Raw genomic sequence first — 19,159 nt, forward strand, 5'->3', positions numbered from 1 at the left:
CGGATGTCTACGAAGAAGGAGCAGACCCGCGAGCGCATGCGCGATGCGGCGAGTCGGAGCTTCCGCAGCCATGGGTACGCGGGGGTCGGCGTCGACGCCATCGCCAAGGCGGCGGGCGTCACGTCGGGAGCCTTTTACGCCCATTTCGGCTCGAAGGACGGCGCATTTCGCGATGCGCTGGAACAGGGACTCGACGAGGTGATCGGAGCCATTCCGCAGTATCAGAGCGAGCACGGCGCCGACTGGGTGCGAGCCTTCGCCGATTATTATCTCGGCAAGGCCCATCGTGACGATCTCGCATGCGGCTGCGCGATGACGACCCTTTCGCCCGAGGTCGCGCGATCGGGACCGGACGTCAAAGCCCTTTTCGAAACGAAAATGAAAAAGATCGCAGGCCTCGTCGCCGACGGCTTGCCGGGCGGAGACGAGGAGCAGCGACTCTCTCGCGCCTGGTCGATGCTCGGCATTTTGATCGGCGGATTGACGCTGGTGCGTTCTATGAAGAGCAATCGGCTGGCGGAGCAAATCGCCAAGTCGATACGCAGAGGCGCCGTTGACGCCGCCGCCTCGCTCCGTGCGGGGGAGGACGACTGAACGGGCGTTCGCGCTCAGTTCGACTGGATCGTGTACGACTCGTCGTGTGCGTCAGCGGCGTGACGGCCCACCACAGCGCACCCCCCTCACCGCCGCAACAACCTCTCGAAATAATCCAGCTCCTCGGCCGGGCGCTCCGGCTGGCCGAGACGGCGGCGCAGTTCCTCCTGCACGCGGCGGGCGCGCACGGCCGGCGGCAGGCCGAGCGGATCGTAATGGGCGCCGGCCTCCTGGCCGCGTTGGCGGCCGGTCGGGCGGCCGAGCGGATCGGCGCCCTCGCCGGGGCGCATTCCGGCGCGGCGGCCCGTGCGGCCGTTCTGGCCCTCGCCTTCTTCCCCCTCGCCCTGCATGCGGGAGGCGAGCTGGTCGGCCCCGCGGCGCAGCGCCTGCAGCGCGCGGCCCTGGGCGTCCACGGCGCGGCCGGTTCCCTCGCCGCCGGGGCCGAGCGCCTTCTCGGCCTCCTTCATCGCCTTGTCGGCGTCGGAGAGATCGGGCGAGGCCTCGCCGGCGCGGCGCAGCCGGTCCTGCTCATGCTCCAAGCGGTCGCGCAACGCCTTCTGCCGTCCGCGCGCATCGTCGGAGGAAGAGGATTGGCCCTTGCCGCCGCGTCGCGGCTCGCCGCCGGACTGCTGGCCGCCCGATTGCTGGCCGCGATTGGTCTCGTCGCGCAATTGCTGCTCCTCGCGCGTCAGCTTGTCGAGCTCGTCCAGCGCGCGCGACATTTCCCGCGCGCGAGGGTCGGAGCGGCCGGCCTGCGCGGGGCGAAGATTTTCCAGCACATCCTGCAGATCGTCGAGCAGGCGCTGCGCCTCGGCGAGATCGCCGGAGCGCTCGGCCTTCTCGATCTCGCTCAGCATGGAATTGAGATCGTCCGGCGTCAGCACGCGCTGATCGCCCTGCTGCGGCGCGGAGCGCTCGGCGTTCTTGCCGTTCTTCTGGCCGAGGCCGTTCAGGAATTTTTCCATCGCCGCGCGCAGATCCTGCGTCAGCTTTGCGATCTCCTCCTCGCTCGCGCCGCGCTCCAAAGCCTCGCGCAGCTCCTTTTGCGCCGCGCGCAGATCGTGCTCGGCCTGCGCGACGTCGCCTTCCTCGAGCGAGAGCGCCATGGCCCAGAGCAGATCGGCGACCTCGCGCAGATCGGCGTCGTCGCGCGCCGCTTGCAGCCGCGCCTTGGCGGCGCTCAGCCCCAGGAAGATCGAGGAGGGGGTCTCGAACAGCGCCGAGCCCAGCGACAGAGCGTCCACCGCCGTCAGCACGCGGGCGGAATGGTCGGGGTCGAGCGCCAGATTGCGGCGCTGCTCGGCGAGCGCGCGGGCCAGCGGCTTGGCGAAACGGCGCTCCGGCAGAGTGACGTCCAGCGGCGCGGAGAAGCCGTCATTGCCGCCCTCGTCATGGGCGACCAGCGTCAGCGCCACGCGCGCGCCGGCCCAGGGGTGGTCGGAGAAGTCGAGCGTCGCCTTGGCCTCGCCGAGGCCGCCGCGGGTCGGCGGCACGGGCAGGGCGAGGCGCGGCGGCGGATAGAGCGAGCGGCTCGGCCGCGCCGAGGCGGGCAGAGCGGCGACCGCCTCGCCGGCGATGACGCCATAATCATCATCGGTGCGAAAGCCGAGCGTCATGGTGCCGCGCGCATTATTGCGCGGCGGCTGCGTGATCTCGATCGTCGGCGCGCGATCCGGGATCGCCTGAATGCGGAACTCCCCGGCGCCGCGCAGCGCCAGAGCGGCGTCGCCGGCGAGCTTGAAGCGTTCCTCGGCCTCGCCGCTCGCCTGCTTCTGCTTGCCGCCCTCGATCGGCGCGAGCCCGCCGCTCGTCGTCGCGGCGCCGCGCGCGCCGAGGCTGCGCAGCACCAGCGTCGAATTCACGGGCGCCGAGATCTGCGCCCAAGGCCCTTCGGCGCGCTGCGGCACCACGATCGGCGGCCGGCCCGTATAGGCCGGCGGCTCGAACCAGGCGTCGACCCTCGCCCCCGTCGCGGAAGCGGGGCCGCTCTCCCAATCGAAGGCGGAGAGAAGCCGCGTCTCGCGATCCGGCCCGGCGACAAAGGCCGCGGCCACGGCGGCGACCAGCGCGGCCGCGCGCAGAGCGAAAGGATCGCGCTGCGGCAGGCCGGGGTCCGGCGGCGTCACCTCTATCGCCGCGAGCTTGCGCTCGAGCCGGCCGCGATGCAGCGCCCAGAGCGTGCGCGTCGTCGGATCGTCGGCGCCGCCGGCGAGCGTGTCCTCGAGCGAGGCGGCGGGCCGATGCTCCGCGCCGGGCGAGGCGTCGAGACGCGCCAGAGCTTCGCGCCGCCGCGGCGTTCCGGCGACGAGGCCGCGCCCGACGATCCACAGAGCCGCCAGCGCAAAAGCGCCGACGCCGAGCGCCCGCGCGCTCGCGCCGATCTCGAGCCAGAGGCCGGCGAAGGAGACCGCAAGGAAAATGAGAAGCAGCGTGGCCAGCCCGGCGGCGACGCGCGCCAGCCGCTCGAGCGCCAGCGCCGCCAGCGAGCGCCGCACCAGAGCCTCCAGCGTGGGCGAAGCCTCGCTGCGGTCGCTCTCTTTCTTGCGCCAGAAGCTCATAATTCTCGTCCTCGCCGGGCAATTTAGCGCGCGAGCGCCGGCCGCGCAGGCCCGTCCCGGAGGGGAGTCTACGCCGAATTCAGCAATTTGCGAAAAGCATGCGGCGAAATCGGGTCAAAGGGCCAGCGCGCCCGCAGCCGCCGCGCCGAGCAGGCAGAGGTCATGCAGCGCCAGCGCAGCCGGCGGCGGAGGGCCTTTCTCGTGCAACAGCCGCAGCGCGCCGATATTGGCGAGCGACCAGCCGGCGCCGATCGCCGCCATTCCCCCCGCCAGAAGCGCGGGCGAGGCGGAAAAGCGCAGCAGCGCGAAAGCTCCCGCCAGAGCGATGAGCCCGACGCAAAGCGTCTTCAGCGCGGGAAAGAACGTCGGCCAGCGCGCCGCCAGCGCGGCGGGGCCATACATTGCGAGCAGATGCCAAGCCATCGCTGCGCCGACGAAGCTCTGCGCCGCCCCGCAGAGGGCGAGCGACAATGGTCCGCGCAGCATGGCCGCCGCCATGATCGCCCAAGCCGCCGCGCCGGCGAGCGTCAGCAGCGCAAATCGGACTTTGACCGAATCGCGATCGTGAGCTGTAGCGTATTCCTCTCCTTCATCCTGAGGAGGTCTCGTAGAGACCGTCTCGAAGGACGAAGGAGAGGAAGGCGCGTCAGCGAAACCATGCGGCGCGCGCACCGCCAGAGCGAGCGCGAAAATCTGCAGCAGCGATGCACAGAGCAAGGTCGCCGCTCCGCCTCCCGCGAGCTCTGCGCAAAAAACCACGAGCGGCGCCATCAGCGCGGCGAGCGCGCCCCCCGCCAGCACGCTTACTCCGCCCTGAGCGGAGGCCGCTATATGGCGATAGAAGAGGCCGAAGCCCTGCGCCAGCCCGAGCCACAGCGCGCCGAGGCACAGCGCCGGGAAATGTCCGTGCGTCATGCCGAAGGCGGCGAGCAGCCCGCCGCCGACGCCGAGGCTCGCTCCGAGCGCGAAGGCGCCGCGTCGTCCGAAGCCGTCGACGAGCAGCGCCGCCGGAAAGGAGGCGAGCGCCGCGCCGATGAGCATCAGCGCCAGCGGCCAGCCGATCTCCTCCGCGCGCGGCGCGATGAGCAGCGCCGCTTGCGGCAGTTGCGAGAGCGCCAAAGCCTGCGCCAGCACGCCGAGCCCGAAGCCGAGCGCGAGCCGCAGCGTCGATGGCGCATCGTCGGTCTCGCCCATGCGTGGGCATAGGCAGAGCGTCTCGCTCGGCCGCGCGAGCAGCGGATCGAATTGGAGGCTCATGCTCGCGCATCCTCCACATCATCGTCGGCGAGCGCACGTGCGGCGGCGCCTTCGAGATCCTCATATTGACCCGCATTCAGCGACCAGACGAAAGCCGCGAGACCGAGCGCGCCGAGCAGCAGAGCGAGCGGAACGAGAAAGAGAAGGACATTCATGCGGGCGACTCCTTCTCTACGGCTATGTGATGCATGTGGTCCTTGCGCGCCAGGGCTCCCGGCTCGTCGGAGCGACGGCGGCCGGCGCGCAGCGCATTGAGCGTGACGATGAGCGAGGAGCTCGACATTGCGATGGCGGCGATGAGCGGCGTCAGCAATCCCGCCATGGCCAGCGGCGCGGCGATCATGTTGTAGAGAAGCGAGAGCGCGAGATTCTGGCGCATCAGCGCGCGCGCTCGTCGCGCCGCGTCGATCGTCGTCACAATGGGCGCGAGGCCTTCGCCGAGGAAGACGGCGTCGGCCGCCGCCTGCGCGATCTCTGCCGCGTCGATCGGCGACAGCGACACATGCGCTGCGGCGAGCGCCGGCGCGTCATTGATCCCATCGCCGATCATCAGCACTTTGCGCCCCTGCGCGCGCAGCGCCTCGAGACGCGCCACCTTATCGGCGGGCTTCATCGCGCCGCGCCACTCCGCGACGCCGAGCGTGCGCGCCGCAGCCTCCACCGGCTCCACGCGATCGCCAGACAGAATGATGACGCGCAAGCCGCGATCCACGAGCGCTTCGATGGTCTCGCGCGCGTCGTAACGCAAGCGCTGCCGCACGACGAGCGCCGCGATGCGCTCGCCGTGGCGGAAGGCGATGACGGACGCGTCCCCACGCGCCGCGCGCGCTGCGCAGTCGCGCTCGACTCCGCAAAAGCGGGCATCGCCGAGACTCGCCTCGACGCCGTCGACCATGGCCACGACGCCGGCGCCTTGCTCCTCGCGCGCGCCGTCGATCGCCGCGGCATATGGATATTCGCATGCGACTGCGCGAGCGAGCGGATGACGGCTCGAATGAGCGAGCCGCGCGGCGAGCTCGAGCAAGGTCGGCTCGATCTCCTGCGCATTGACGATGCGCGGCTCCGGCGTCGTCAGCGTGCCGGTCTTGTCGAAGACGACAGTGTCGATCTCGGCGAGACGCTCCAGCGCATCGTCGGAATTGAGCAGCACGCCAGCGCGAAACAGCGCGCCGCTCGCCGCGACTTGCACGGCGGGCGCGGCGAGCGCCAGCGCGCAAGGGCAGGTGACGATCAGCACGGCGATGGCCGTCACCAGCGCATCATGCAGCGAGGCGCCGGCCGCGAGCCAGGCGAGCAGCGCGCCGAGCGCGGCGAGATGCACCAGCGGCGCATAGAGGCGCGAGACGCGATCGGCGAGGCGCAGATAGCGCGAGCGCGCCGCCGTCGCCTTCTCCACCAGGCGTTCGATCTCGTCGATGAGCGAATCGCCGGCCGCGGCCTGCACGCGCATCGTCAGCGCGCCGTCGAAATTCAGCGCGCCGGCATAGACCGTATCGCCCGCAGAAACGCTGCGGCGGCGCGTCTCGCCGGTGACGAGGCTCTCATCGAGGCTCGCCTCGCCGGAAAGAACGACGCCATCGGCGGGAATGCGCTCGCCCGGCCGCGTCAGCACGCGATCGCCCGGCGCCAGCGCGGCGAGCGGAACGTAATTTTGCGCGCCATCGGCGGCGATGCGACAAGCGGCGGGCGCGCGCAGAGCGGCGAGATTGGCGGCGACGGCGCGCGTCTTGCGGCGCATGGCGCAATCGAGATAACGCGCCAGCAGCAAAAAGGCGAGCAGCATTGTCGCCGAATCGAAATAGGCGTGCGGCGCGTGGGTGAGCGTCTCATAGACCGACATTGCGAGCGACAGCAGCACGCCGAGCGAGATCGGCACGTCTATGTTGAGCCGCCGCGCGCGCAGCGCGGCGAAGGCGCTGGCAAAGAAGGGCTGGCCGGCGAAAGCCGTGGCGGGCAGAGCGATCAGCGCGGAGACGCCATGGAAGAAGTCGCGCGTCGCTTCGTCCATATCGCCGCCGAGCCAGACGGCCTCGGACAGCATCATCACATTCACCGTCGCGAAGCCGGCGACGGCGAGACAGCGCAGCAGGCGCCGCGCGATCTCGCGCTCCGCGCTCTCGCCGCTCTCGCGCTCGAACGGCCGGGCGCGATAGCCCATGCGTCGCAGCCTTTCCGACACGGCGGCGAAGTCGAATGTCGGCGCCGTCCATTCCAGCGAGAGGCGGCGATCGGCGTAATTCACGCGCGCCGCGACGAGATCGGGAACGGCCTTCAGCGCCGCTTCGATCTCGAAAATGCAGGCGGCGCAGGTCATGCCGTCCAGCGCCAGCTCCAGGCGTAGCGCGCCATTGCGGTCGCGCGTCGCGAGAGCGGAGAAATCGACGTCCATGGTCATGGGGCGCTCAATCGATGCGAATGCGGCTCTTGGAGCGGAACATTTCATGGCCGTCGCGCGTCGCGACCAGCACGAGATCGCGGAAGCCGGATTCGATGACGATCGGCGCCTCATAGCGGCCCGGCGCGATCTCCGCGAGATCGACGGCGACATCCTTGCGGCCATCGACCGGCGCGCGGATTTCCGCCATGAGCTTCAGCCCCGACAGGCCGCCATTTTCGTCGCGCAGCGTAACCGAGACGAGATTCTCCCAGGCGCCGCGGCGCAAAATCGTCGCCTCGACTTTCCAGTCGCGCGCGCTCTGCTCGCGGGCGCCGGCGATGTCGAGATTATAGGCGAGGCCCCTCTCATAGGCGCGGCTCACCTCCTCGCCGCGGAAGGTGGAGATGGCGGCGTAGATCATCACGCCATCGACCGTGGCGATGACGCCGAAAAACAGAACGAGCAGCGAAAGAACCTGCCAACCGCCGAGGCGACGCTGCGGCGCCGCGCGCATCAGATTTGTGTGCGACATGGCTTTTTCCTCATGGAGTCACGAATACGTCTCTCATAGTGACGGATGCGTCGCTCTCCAGCTCTTTGGAGGTGAAGAGGATCGGCGTCTGTCCCTTGGCTCTGCGCGCGCCGCGCCATGTGACGAGCACGCGCGTCTCGCGCGTCTGATCGGCGCCGACGCCGACGATCATTCGGCCTTCGGCGTCGGGCTCGACGCCGACGATCTCCACCTCGGCGCCCTCGACGCCGCTGGTCTCCAGCAGAAAGCGACGCGGCTCGGCGCTCATATTGGCGAAGCGAATCGTATAGGCGTTGCGAATGCTGCCGTCGGCCAGCGTGACGGCGAGCGGATTGCGATCATGCAGCACGGAGAGGCGCGCATCCTCGCGCGTCGCCAGCTTTGCGGACATGAGCCCGGCGATCGCCACGATGAGCGCCGCGTAGATGATGGTGCGCGCGCGCAATGGCTTGTAGACGGGCGCCTCGCCCTTGCGACGGCGCTCGCAATTCATCTGCGTGTCATAGGCGATGAGCCGCGCCGAGCGGCCGATCTTCGCCATCACCGCGTCGCAGGCGTCTATGCACAGGCCGCATTGCACGCAGCCGAGCGAGGCGCCTTTGCGAATGTCGACGCCTGTCGGGCAGACGGCGACGCATTGGCCGCAATCGACGCAATCGCCGGCCGGCGCGCCGGCGAGGCGAAGCGCGCTCGCCTGCTTCAGCGACATGCGCGGCTCGCCGCGATCATAGCGATAGGTGACATTCAGCGCATATTCGTCGGTGAGCGCGGCCTGTATGCGCGGCCAGGGGCACATATAGAGGCACACCTGCTCGCGCATATGGCCGGCGAGCATATAGGTGGTGAAGGTGAGTATGCCGATCCAAATATAGGCTTCCGAGATTCCCGGCTGGAAGGTCGCGAGCGCATAGACGAGCGTCGGCGCGTCGGCGAAATAGAGCACCCAGGCGCCGCCCGTCCACCAGGCGATGAGAAGCCATAGCGCATGCTTGGCGATCTTCTCGCGCCAAATCTTCGCCGTGCGTGGGCCGGCGTCCTTGCGGGCGCGCTCGCGCGCATCGCCCTCTATCCAACGCTCGGCGGAAAGATAGAGATCGGTCCACACAGTCTGCGGGCAGAGATAGCCGCACCATATGCGCCCGGCGAGCGCGTTCATCAGAAAGAGGGTGAGCGCGGCGAGGATCAAGAGGCCGGTGAGATAATAGACCTCCTGCGGCCAGATCTCGATGAAGAAGAAATAGAAGCGTCGATGCAGAAAATCGACGAGCACCGCTTGCGACGGGGCGTCGGGGCCACGATCCCAGCGCACGAAAGGCAGCAGATAATAGACCGAGAGAGTGAATGCCAGCAGCCACCATTTGATGCGGCGGAACTCGCCTTCGACCTCTTTCGGATAGATCGTCTTGCGTGGCGCATAGAGCGAGCCGCTCTTCGCCTTGCCCATATCGGCGCTCGTCATTTTCCTCTCCCTCACTCGCCGCCGCCGAGCGTATGCACATAGATGGTGAGCGCCTTGATCGTCGGCTCGTCGAGGCGATCCTTCCACGCCGGCATCACGCCGCCGCCGCCATTGGCGATGCGGCTCGCGATCGTCTCCTTGTCGGAGCCGAACAGCCACAGAGCGTCGGTGAGATTGGGCGCGCCCATATCGCGATTGCCCTTGCCGTCGACGCCATGGCAGACGGAGCAATTGTCATCGAAGAGCTTGGCGCCTTGCGCAGTCGCTATGCCGCCGGGAAGCTTCGCCATTGCGCGAAGCTGATCGGCGACGATGGAAATCTGCTTCGCGTCGAGCATTCCATCGCGGCCGAAGGCGGGCATGGTCTCGCTGCGCGTCTCCTTATCGGCGTCCCAGCGCACGCCATGCTCAATGGTGCGGCGAATATCGGCGAGCTTGCCGCCCCACAGCCAATCATCGTCATTGAGATTGGGATAGCCCTTCGCGCCTTGCGCGCCGGCGCCATGGCAGCCGGCGCAATTATTGGCGAAAGCGGCGGCGCCCAATGCGCGCACGGCGCTGAGCAATTGCGGCCGCGCCTCTATCTCCTCCAGCGGCGCGTTGGCGAGGCGCTCCAGCACCGGGCCGCGAATCTCGCTCAGCTGCTCCATGTCGCGCGCGACCGATGCGCGCGAATGCCAGCCGATGAGGCCCTGCGTGCCGCCGGAAAGAGTCGGCAGCGCCGGATAGGCGAGAAAATAGCCGATCGACCACAGGATGGTCGCATAGAAGGTGATGACCCACCAGCGCGGCAGCGGCGTGTCGAGCTCTTCTATGCCGTCCCATTCATGGCCGGTCGTTCTGGTCTTGGAATGCGGATCGATGCGGGCCGCGTCGCTGTGAGCTTGTCGCGTCGACATGTCTTCAGTCCTCTCGCATTGGCGTCTCGGCGGCGCGTCGGAATTTTTCGCGATTGGAGGGCCATAGCGCATAGGCCAGGACTCCGGCGAACAATGCGACGAAGAAGAAAAGGCCCGAGCTCGCTGAAAGCTCTCGCCACGATTCGTAAGTGGTCATGGCTCACCTCACATTCACTGCGGCTTTGTCGTCATAGAGCTTGAAATTCACCGAGACGCCGAGATGCTGCAGATAGGCGATGAGCGCATCCTCCTCGGTGACGCCGCTCTTGCCGGTCTGGTCATTGACGACGACATTGGGATAGCGGCGGCGCAGCGCTTCGGCGCCCGGATCATCGGGCGCGCTCTGCGCCGAAAGATCGGCCTTGGCATTGTCGATTTGCGCATCGCTATAAGGCACGCCGACGAGACGCAGCGTTTTCATCTGCTCGACGATATGCTCGGCGTCGAGCGGCGTCTGCGCGAGGAAGGGATAGCCCGGCATGATCGACGCCGGCACGACGGAGCGCGGATCGCGCAAATGGTCGCGCTGCCAATCATTGGAGTAGCGTCCGCCGACGCGCGCGAGATCCGGCCCGTTGCGCTTGGAGCCCCATTGGAACGGATGGTCATACATGCTCTCGGCGGCGAGCGAGTAATGACCGTAGCGCTCCACCTCGTCGCGCAAGGGACGGATCATCTGCGAATGGCAGGTGTAGCAGCCTTCGCGCACATAGATGTTGTAGCCGGAAAGCTCGAGCGGCGAATAGGGCCGCACGCCCTCCACTTTCTCGATCGTGTTGTGCAGATAGAAGAGCGGCACGATCTCGATGATTCCGCCGATCGAGACCAGCAGCAGGATCGCCAGCAGAAGCAGGATCGAATTGGTCTCGAGCCGCTTCTGCAGGCCGCCCGTCTGCGTGTTGCGCGCAATGTCGGACATGTCTCTCTCCTCTTATTGCGCGGGGGCGGGAAGGGGCGAGAATTCTGTGGCGCTCGCCGCCGCGGGCGCGCGCAGCGTCTTGTAGATATTGTAGACCATGATGAGCGCGCCGATGAGGAAGAGGCCGCCGCCCGCCGCGCGGATCACATATTCGGGATGCAGCGCCTCGGTGGTCTCGATGAAGGAATATTCCAAGAATCCCTGCGGCGTGTAGGCGCGCCACATCAGCCCTTGCATTATGCCGGCGACCCACATCGCCGATATGTAGAAGACGATGCCGATGGTCGCGATCCAGAAGTGCCAGTCGACGAGCTTCAGCGAATAGAGCTTGCGGCCGAAAACCCAGGGGATGAGGCAATAGAGCGCGCCGAAGGAGACGAAGCCGACCCAGCCGAGGCTGCCCGAATGCACATGGCCTATGCCCCAATCGGTGTAATGCGAGAGCGCATTCACCGCCTTCACAGACATCAGCGGCCCTTCAAAAGTGGACATTCCGTAGAAGGCCACGGAGACGACGAGCATGCGCAGCACGGGATCAGTGCGCAGCCGGTCCCATGCGCCGGAGAGAGTCATGAGGCCGTTGATCATGCCGCCCCAGGAGGGCATCCACAGCATGATGGAGAAGGTCATGCCGAGCGTCTGCGCCCAATCGGGCAGCGCCGTATAGTGCAGATGATGCGGGCCGGCCCAGATGTAGAGGAAGATCAGCGCCCAGAAATGCACGATGGAGAGGCGATAGGAATAGATCGGCCGCTCGGCGCGCTTGGGCACGAAATAATACATTATGCCGAGAAAGCCCGCGGTGAGGAAGAAGCCGACGGCGTTATGGCCATACCACCATTGGATCATCGCATCCTGCACGCCGGCCCAGACGATCACCGATCTCGGCGAGAAGACGGAGATCGGAATCTCGGTGTTGTTGCCGAGCACGAGAACCGCGACCGTCACGATGAAGGCGAGGAAGAACCAATTGGCGACATAGATGTGCGGCTCCTCGCGCTTGGCCAAAGTGGCGAGGAAGACGATGAGGTAGACGACCCAGACCACGACGAGCCAGAGGATCGCATACCATTCCGGCTCGGCGTATTCGTGCCCGCGCGTGACGCCGAGCAGATAGCCGGTGCCGGCGATGAGGATGAAGAAATTATAGCCGAGGACGACGAACCAAGGCGCGAGATCTCCGGCGAGCCGCGTGCGGCAGGTGCGCTGCACGACATAGAAGGAGGTGGCGAGCAGCACATTGCCGCCGAAGGCGAAGATCACCGCCGAAGTGTGCAAGGGCCGCAGGCGCCCGAAGTTGATCCAGGGCAGATCGAGATTGAAGGCCGGAAAGGCGAGCTCCAGCGCGATATAGAGTCCGACGGCGAAGCCGGCGACGCCCCAGAACAATGCGGCCAGTGCGCAAAAGCGGATCGGCCCGTAATTGTAATTGGGCCGTCCGTCGATGAAGGGCGCGGGCGCCTCCGCGTCGCGCAGCTCGTAGCGCTTCAGCAGTGCGAAGACGGCGACGATGGAGCCGAGCGCGAATAGAGCGGCGTGGAACGCATAGGCCGGCGTATGCGCGCGCGAGGCGACGAAGCCGGCGAACGCCGCGAAGGCGATGAAGAGAAGCGTCATCGCCGCTTCTGAAAAGGTGACGGATTTTGCGGGAGCGTCATTCGGCGCCATGGGCGGGATCCTCGCGGACTGGCGGGAAGGCGCGGGGCGCTTCGCGTGTCGCGCGCCCTGCCTTTCGTCTTTGATCACGCGTAAGAGTCTATCGCTCGCGCGGCGATGCGATTTGATATCGATCAAGAAAAGCGGCGTGCGTCCCGCGCTGCGCACAAATGTCACAGGCGAATGAAAATCGTGCGTTATTTTCCCTGGAATTCTGGGACTTTCACGCATGCGCTTCGCAGCGCGCAAACGTCAAAAAACGAGACGCGCGCTTATTTGTCGCAATGCGCGGCGCCTGCGCGCGCGTCGATACGCGCTGCGCGCAGCGGCGTTTTCGCGTCGCAATTCGCGGATGTCAGAACCAGCCGAAGCCCGGCCGCCAGATGGCGTTGCGATACCAAGGCACATAGCCGCCGGGAAATCCGTAGCGCCATTGCACGGCGTTGGCTCCCTCATAGGCCCAAGGGCCGGTGTACCAGGGACCGGCGGAGTCGTAAGGATCAAAGAGTGGCGGAATGTCGCGCCGCCACACATAGGCGCCGAGCGGCGGCAGGATGGGCGTCTCCACCGGCCGCGCGGCGATCGGCACGAGCGCCGGCTGCGCGACATAGCCGGCGGACCCTGCGTAAGTGACGCGGCACCAATCGGAGCGGCAGGAGGCGACCTCGAGCACCGCGTCCGGGGGAATGGCGAGAAGAGCGGCGAAGCTCAGGCCCGGGCCGGAGCGTAGGTTGACGAGCTCGCCGACCTTGGCGGGCTTTCCCTGCGTCTGCGACGAAAAGAGAAGAAAAGGCGCGCAGAGGCAGGAAAGGAAGAAAGAGCGCATGGAGCCTCGCTCGAAACGAATTTTCCAAAAAGATTCGACTCGAAAATTCTAGCATCGAAAGAGTGGGGGCGCGCTCGCTTTCTGTCCGCGAAACTCGCTCGCGCGGCGCACGTACGAAAGACGCGCGGAAACATGTTCCGCGCGTCTGCTCGCCTCGCCGCGTCTCGATTACTCGAAGATGCGCAGCGGAGCCGTGATGAGGCCGACCGGAGCCGCGACCGGAGCGGGCGCTATGGCGACGGCCGGAGCCGGCGCGACGGCGACCACCGGGGTGGGGGCCACGACGACCGAGGTGACGACCGGCCTCACGACGATCGGACGCGCGAGCAGCGAGCTGGCGATGAAGCCGATCTTGCCGGCATAGGCGACGCGCGACCAGCCGCCGATGTGGCCGTGCACATCGACCACCGCCTGCGGGGGAACCGCGAGGATGGGCAGGAAGTCGAGGCCGGGACCCGTGCGGAAGGCGGCGAGGTCGGTGACGACGCGCGGGAAGGCCGCGGCCGAGCCGACGGAGCCGAGCAGAGCGGCGGCGGCGAGGACGGATGCGATTTTCGATTTCATTCAAGACCTCCGTAATAGGCATGCCGTTCGGCAATCATGATGCCTCACGACGGCGCAAGTAGCGCGCGCCCGGCCGGCGTCAGGGGCGCGGCGCAAATTCACTTTCCCTCGAGGTTAACGCGGTCGCGCGCGAACTCTTAGCGAAGCGTCATATCGGCGTCGTATTGTGCGGTCGCGCACGGCGGCGCCTCGAAAAAGCGCGTTTCCTTCTGCCCATGGAGAGGCGTCGCGCGACACTCCGGCTCGACTCGGAAACAAGCGGCGACGTAAGCTCGGGCGGGGCGTCTTGCGGCGCGTCGCGGCGGAGGGTGTCATGTTGCGCATGATCGGGGCCTTGCTTCTGAAGATCGCAATCGCTTTCGCGATGTCCTGCCTGTCGCTCGGCGCCTTCGTCTCCTATGCGGCGTCGGAGCCCGCGCCTTCCGCCAAGACGCGTGTCGAGTCGACGCGCGTCGAGCAGCATGCCGCGCCCGGCCGATTTTCTGTGAGCGAGCTGCCGGCCGATCGCGACGGCTTCTCGCTTCTGACCATTCCGGCGCCGGGGCGCTACGCCATCGCCGCGCATAGCGCCTCGGGCGTGGCCATTGGGCTCGTCGATATGATAACCGGCCCCGGCGAGACGGCGGGCGCCGCGGGCCAGCGCGACGGGCGGCTCGATCTGCTGCTCGACGCCGGCGTCTACAAGCTGCGGCTCTTCGGCGCCAAGGGCGCGATGGACAAGAGCGCGGCCGGCAAGGCGCGCCTCACCGCCGAGGCGTTTCAGGAGCAGGGCGCGCGCGAGGCGCTGGCGCCCGGCAAGACATTTTCCGCCGAGCTCGGCGATCTCGCCCAGCGGAGCTATTCGCTCGAGGTGGGGGCCTCGGGCCGCGTCGGCGTGGAGGCGCTGGGCCGCGCATTGCGCGATCTGCGTCTGTGGAAGGCGAGCGGCGAGCTCATCGATCTTTCACCCGCGCGTGCGACCATCGAGACGCGGCCCGGCCGCCAGATGACGCGGCTGCGGCTGGAAGGCGCGGTCGAGCCCGGCCGCTATATCGCGATCGCCTATGGCGGCGAGCCCATCGTCTGGCCGGAGGGCGGAACAAACCAGCCCTTCCTCTTGCATCTCATCGAGCCCGCATCGCTGGCCGCGGGCGTCGCCAATGGCGTCATCGGCGCTTTCGGCTCGGCGCGCTTCGAGGCGCCGGCGAGCTATGACACATTCCGCCTGGAGCTGCCCAAGCCCGTCGCCGCCCGCCTCGAGGCGCGGCGTGGCGCCGGCGCGCCGGCGTCCGCCGCGATCGACAAGACGAGCCGCGAGCCGGTCGCGATCGTCTCGCTCGGCGGCGACGGCAAGACTTTGGGCCTCATCGAAGTCTCCGGCCTCGAGGGGCAGGCGTTCTCGCTGCGCGCATTGCGCCGGGCGAGCCGCGCGCCGATCGAGACGGAAGGACCCAATCTGGTCGCCATGGACGTCGCCGGCGAGGGGGCCGACGAGGTCCCCGCCACGGCGCTGCTGGCGCGCACGGAAAATGGCAAGACGCGCGTGCTGGCGTCGGACCTCCCGAAGATCGGCGGCGGCCGCGCCTATCGCGGCAAGTTCAATCTGCGTGGGCCGACCACTCTGCTGTTCGAGGCGACCGACAGCGGCCCGGTGGCGATCTCGGTGAAAGGCCCGCGCCTGCGCGCGATCATCGAGCCCGCTTTCGGCGCCGCCGCGGCGCGCGCCGATGGCCGCCTGCCGAGCCGCTATGATCTTCAGGCGGGCTTCTATTTTCTCTCGCTCGAGCCGTTGGAAGGCGCCGTTGGAATCGTGGATGTGACGCTCGGCCCGCCCGGCCTCGCCCCAGAGCTGCCCCCGCGGCCCTCCGCCCGCGCGGTGATTTCCTTCGGCGAGCACAAGCTCGACCGGGGCGCCTCGCATTTCATTCTCGCCAATAGCGCGCCGGGCCTGCTGACGGGTCCGCGCGTCATCGCTCTGCCGGCCGATCTCGAGAAGGGCGCCGCGCCTTTGTCGCGGCCGGCCGCGACGGAATATCTTCTGCCGGTGCGCCTGCCGCGCGGCGGCAGGATTCTCGTCATCGACGACAAGGGCGCGAGCGCGCCCGCGCAGATCACGGAAGAAAAAATCGAGAACGACAATCGCTTCGCCACCATTCGCCTTCCGGCGCGAGCGGAGCCGGGCGCGCTCGCCCTCGTCTATGCGCATGATGTGGAGACGGCCGCCGCAGAGGCGGTAAAGGAGCGCCCGCCAGCGACGATTTCCGCCGCCAAGCCCGCTTGGCTGGATCTCTCCCGCGACGAGACGCGGGAGTTTCGTTTCGATGTGGCCGAAGGCGGGCTCTATCGCGTCGAGACCTTGGGCCGATTGCAGACGCGCCTCACGCTCGGCGCCGCGCTGGCGCCGCATCTCGGCGAGGGCGAGAACAATGGCCCCGGCCATAATGCGCTGGTGACGAGCTATTTGCGCGCCGGCGCCTATCGCGCCGCCGTCACCGCGCGCGAATCCGCCGGCCATCTCGGCCTTTCGGTGAAGGCTGTGGCGATGACGACGACGGCGCCGATCAGCGGCGAAGGCGCCGCGCGCGCTGCGCTCGACGGCGGCCGCGGGGCGGTGGTGCCGATCGATATTCCCGAGGACGGATTCTATCGGCTCGATCTCACCGGGCTCGGCAAGCAATGGCGCGCGCGGCTCGAGGAGGCGGACGGCTGGCCGCTCACCACGCCCGGCCCGCTGACGCGTCTCACCCGTCGTTTCGAGAAGGGAAGCTATCGCCTCGTCGTGCTGCCGGAGGATGTCGAGGGCCGCTTCGTCGCGCGCCTGCGCAGGATTGTGACGCCGGCGCCGCTCGAGGGCCATGGCCCACATGCGCTGCCTTTCGACGCGCCGCAGAAGCTGCAATGGCGCGAGCCTCTCGCCAAAAGCGCGCCGCGCGACCCGGATGTGTGGAGCTTCGCGCTCGCCGGCGACTCGGACATTGCGCTGGATGTGAGCGAGGGCATCGTCGCGGAGATTTTCGACTCGGCGCGCAAGAGCGTCGGCAAATTCGCCGCCGGCCGCAAATTCTCCGGCAGGCTCGCCGCCGGCGCCTATCGCGTCGAGGCGCGCAGCCTCGCCCATGACGATCGGCTGGATTACCGCATCGCGCTCACATCGACGCAATTGCAGCCGGGCGCGCCGCGCTTCGTCGATCTGCCCGCCGCTCTGCCCTTCTCCATCGCGCGCGACGGCGTCGTCGATATTGCGAGCTTCGGCGACAAGGAGCTGATCGGCGCGCTCGAGGATGAGAATGGCGCCGTGATCGAGCGGCTCGAGGGACGCGCGGAAGATTGGAACGTCTCGCTCTCGCGGCGCCTGCCGGCGGGCGCCTATCGCCTGCGGCTCGACGAGCTGAAGGGCGCGCCGCAACCCGCGGCCGTGGCCGAGGAGCAGAACGCCGAAGACGAAGGCGCCGCCACGGAAGGCGAGACCGTCGCGCAGGAGACGGAGGAGCCGGCCGAGCCGGAGGGCGTCGAGATGAGCCTCGCTCTGCCCGCCTCCGCGCCGGCCGAGGCTTTGACATTCGCGGGCGTGAAGACCGTCTCCGGCGCCGGCGCGCATGAGCTGGCGCTGCCCGCTGCGCAGGAGGGGCGGCTGATGATCGTCGCCGCACAATCGACGCGCGAGACGGCGCTGTCGATCGAGAAGCGCGAGGCCGATGGACGCTGGCGCGTCATTGGCCGCGAGCGCGGCCTTGCGCCTGTCGCCGCCTGGCCGGCGGAGAGCGGCGAATGGCGCGCCAGCGTCTGGACCATCGGCGGCGCCGACGCACCCGTCACCCTCGCCGCGCGCAGCTTGGCGCGCACGCCTCGCGGCTATGGCGACATAGCGCTGGAGCCGGCGCCGATCGAAGGGCTCGCGACAAAAATCTGCGTCGGCCTCGTCGCCGCGCCCGCTTCGGCGCTGGTTTCTATCGGCTCTGCGCCGGCCTCGCTCGCCGCGGGCTCGGCGGCCGGTCGCCTGCTCGCTCCGGCTTCGGCCGGCGCGCTGGCGCCGCAATCGGAGTGCCTGTGGCTGCTCTCGCGCGACGATTGCGCCGCACGGGCGCGCGTCGCCGCCTTCGCGCCCAGCGGCGCTGAAATTCCGCTCACCCTCGGCGAGAACGACCGCGCCATTCTGCCCGCCGCCGCGCCGCCCTCCGGCAAGGCGCGGCTGTGGCTCGCGCGTTCGGCCTTCGGTCAGCCGGGCGTCTCGGCCGGACACGGCTTCGCCGTCGCGCCGGGCGCGGCTCTGGCGCTCGCCGGCAAGGAGCCGCCGCGCCTGTGGAACGCCGGCGACGCGCAGTCCCTGCGTCTCACGGCGCGCGCGATCGACGTCGCGCTCGCCGCGCCCCTTCGCGCCGGCGCGCAATTCTCCGGCGTCATTCCGCCCCTCACCGCGCAGCCTCTCGTCTTCGACGGCGCCGGCGCTCTGGCGCTCGATCTTCCGAGCGGCCTCGCCGCTTTCTCCGCGCCGGAGGAGCCGCGCGCCTTCGCCGCTTTCGCCGATGGCGCGCCGCTCTCGCGTCGCCTCGAGGGCGCCCGCGCGCTATGGCTCGTCAATCTCACCGACGCGCCCGCGCCCGCGCGCGTCGCCTCCTCGTTTGAACGCCAAGAGCCGATCACGGCGAGCCGAGCGATCAAGCGCTTCTACGGCGCCGCTGGCGAGACCGCGCATCTCGTCGAGGCGCAGCCGGGCGACCGGCTCGTCACCGCGGGTGGCGACGCGGTCTTCACCGGCGCCGATGGACGCGTGCTGCGCGGCCGCTCGCTCACGCTCGCCGGTTCGGGAGAGGCGACCATCGCCCATGCGCCCGGCCTCGTCGCCGCCTGGATCGAGCGCGCCGGCAAATCGCCTTGGCCCGCCGCTGCGCCGCGCGATGTGAGCGCGCCTTTCGCTGCGACGCTCAGCGGAGAAGCGCAGGCTTTCGCGCTCGATGTGACCGCGCCCATCGTCGTCGACATTCGCACGAGCGCGCCGGCGATTCTTGCTTTCACGCAGAATGGCGCGCGCGAGGTGGAGACATTCCCCGCTGGCGTGGAGCTGCATCGCTATGCCGCGCCGGGCCGCGCGCTCATCGAGATTTTTTCGCCGCATGACGGCGCGCTCTCCGGCGTGCTGAGCATTGCGACGACGCCGGTCATTCCGGTGACGGACGGCGTCAATGATCCGATCGCGCTCGGCCCCGCCGGCTCCGCGCTCTTCACCTTCGAGGTGACGAAGGCGGGCGAGATCGGCCTCGGCCTGCGCGCCGAGCCGGATCGCGCCGCGCTGCGTCTCCTCGACGTTGCCGGCAAGACGCTCGGAGAAGGCGCCGCGCAGATTCTGCGCCTCGAGCCCGGCCGTTATTTCGTGGAGGCGCGCGCGCCCACTGACGCGCCCGCGACGACATTGCGCCTCGCTCTGCGCGGCCTCGCGCCGCCGCCCTCCGGGCCGCCTCAGGAAGTGGCGGCGGAGTTTTTGGAAAAGGCCGGAAGGAAGAGCGGCAGATGAGCTTTCCTCATTCGACAAACGCCCTCAGTC

Annotated in this window: 14 protein-coding genes; 2 read left to right on the forward strand and 12 right to left on the reverse strand. The window is 68.4% G+C overall.

Annotated features, from left to right (window positions below):
• Positions 1 to 3: 3 nt before the first annotated feature.
• Entirely contained in the window at positions 4 to 594 is a 591-nt protein-coding gene (locus A1351_RS20595; RefSeq protein ID WP_024878567.1) for a TetR/AcrR family transcriptional regulator, read from the forward strand.
• An 86-nt stretch (positions 595 to 680) separates the two neighbouring features.
• Here A1351_RS20595 and A1351_RS20600 read toward each other — a convergent pair whose 3' ends face one another.
• The 12 genes from A1351_RS20600 to A1351_RS20655 form a co-directional block, all read right to left on the reverse strand.
• Positions 681 to 3,152, reverse strand: a complete 2,472-nt coding sequence (locus A1351_RS20600; RefSeq protein ID WP_024878568.1) for a TIGR02302 family protein — start codon at positions 3,150 to 3,152, stop codon at positions 681 to 683.
• 114 nt (positions 3,153 to 3,266) lie between these two features.
• Positions 3,267 to 4,409, reverse strand: coding sequence for a hypothetical protein (locus A1351_RS20605; RefSeq protein WP_024878569.1), 1,143 nt, complete (start codon positions 4,407 to 4,409; stop codon positions 3,267 to 3,269).
• On the reverse strand, positions 4,406 to 4,564 hold the full coding sequence (ccoS, locus tag A1351_RS20610) for a cbb3-type cytochrome oxidase assembly protein CcoS (protein ID WP_024878570.1): 159 nt from the start codon (positions 4,562 to 4,564) through the stop codon (positions 4,406 to 4,408). Before ccoS ends, A1351_RS20605 begins: the two co-directional genes overlap by 4 nt.
• Entirely contained in the window at positions 4,561 to 6,804 is a 2,244-nt protein-coding gene (locus A1351_RS20615) for a heavy metal translocating P-type ATPase (RefSeq protein ID WP_024878571.1), read from the reverse strand. The genes ccoS and A1351_RS20615 overlap by 4 nt, the downstream gene beginning before the upstream one ends.
• 7 nt (positions 6,805 to 6,811) lie before the next feature.
• Positions 6,812 to 7,318, reverse strand: coding sequence for a FixH family protein (locus tag A1351_RS20620; RefSeq protein WP_024878572.1), 507 nt, complete (start codon positions 7,316 to 7,318; stop codon positions 6,812 to 6,814).
• Between the two features lie 10 nt (positions 7,319 to 7,328).
• Complete coding sequence (gene ccoG, locus A1351_RS20625; protein ID WP_024878573.1) at positions 7,329 to 8,777, reverse strand: cytochrome c oxidase accessory protein CcoG; 1,449 nt, start codon at positions 8,775 to 8,777, stop codon at positions 7,329 to 7,331.
• Positions 8,778 to 8,788: 11 nt separating this feature from the next.
• A complete protein-coding gene (gene ccoP, locus A1351_RS20630; RefSeq protein ID WP_024878574.1) occupies positions 8,789 to 9,676 on the reverse strand; it encodes a cytochrome-c oxidase, cbb3-type subunit III in 888 nt (295 codons plus the stop codon).
• Positions 9,677 to 9,680: 4 nt separating this feature from the next.
• Positions 9,681 to 9,833: a cbb3-type cytochrome c oxidase subunit 3 gene (locus A1351_RS20635; protein ID WP_064033792.1), complete on the reverse strand. Its 153-nt coding sequence runs from the start codon at positions 9,831 to 9,833 to the stop codon at positions 9,681 to 9,683.
• A gap of 3 nt (positions 9,834 to 9,836) precedes the next feature.
• Entirely contained in the window at positions 9,837 to 10,595 is a 759-nt protein-coding gene (ccoO, locus tag A1351_RS20640; RefSeq protein ID WP_064033793.1) for a cytochrome-c oxidase, cbb3-type subunit II, read from the reverse strand.
• Between the two features lie 12 nt (positions 10,596 to 10,607).
• A complete protein-coding gene (ccoN, locus tag A1351_RS20645) occupies positions 10,608 to 12,263 on the reverse strand; it encodes a cytochrome-c oxidase, cbb3-type subunit I (RefSeq protein ID WP_024878576.1) in 1,656 nt (551 codons plus the stop codon).
• 343 nt (positions 12,264 to 12,606) lie between these two features.
• The gene (locus tag A1351_RS20650; RefSeq protein ID WP_024878577.1) at positions 12,607 to 13,077 is read right to left on the reverse strand and encodes an SH3 domain-containing protein; all 471 of its coding nucleotides are present in this window, start codon (positions 13,075 to 13,077) and stop codon (positions 12,607 to 12,609) included.
• Between the two features lie 168 nt (positions 13,078 to 13,245).
• Positions 13,246 to 13,641, reverse strand: coding sequence for a hypothetical protein (locus A1351_RS20655; protein ID WP_024878578.1), 396 nt, complete (start codon positions 13,639 to 13,641; stop codon positions 13,246 to 13,248).
• A 313-nt stretch (positions 13,642 to 13,954) separates the two neighbouring features.
• On the opposite strand from A1351_RS20655, the gene A1351_RS20660 reads away from it, so the two are divergent.
• Complete coding sequence (locus tag A1351_RS20660) at positions 13,955 to 19,129, forward strand: hypothetical protein (protein WP_064033794.1); 5,175 nt, start codon at positions 13,955 to 13,957, stop codon at positions 19,127 to 19,129.
• Positions 19,130 to 19,159: the final 30 nt, after the last annotated feature.

This window comes from Methylosinus sp. R-45379, from assembly GCF_001644125.1.
Classification (GTDB): domain Bacteria; phylum Pseudomonadota; class Alphaproteobacteria; order Rhizobiales; family Beijerinckiaceae; genus Methylosinus.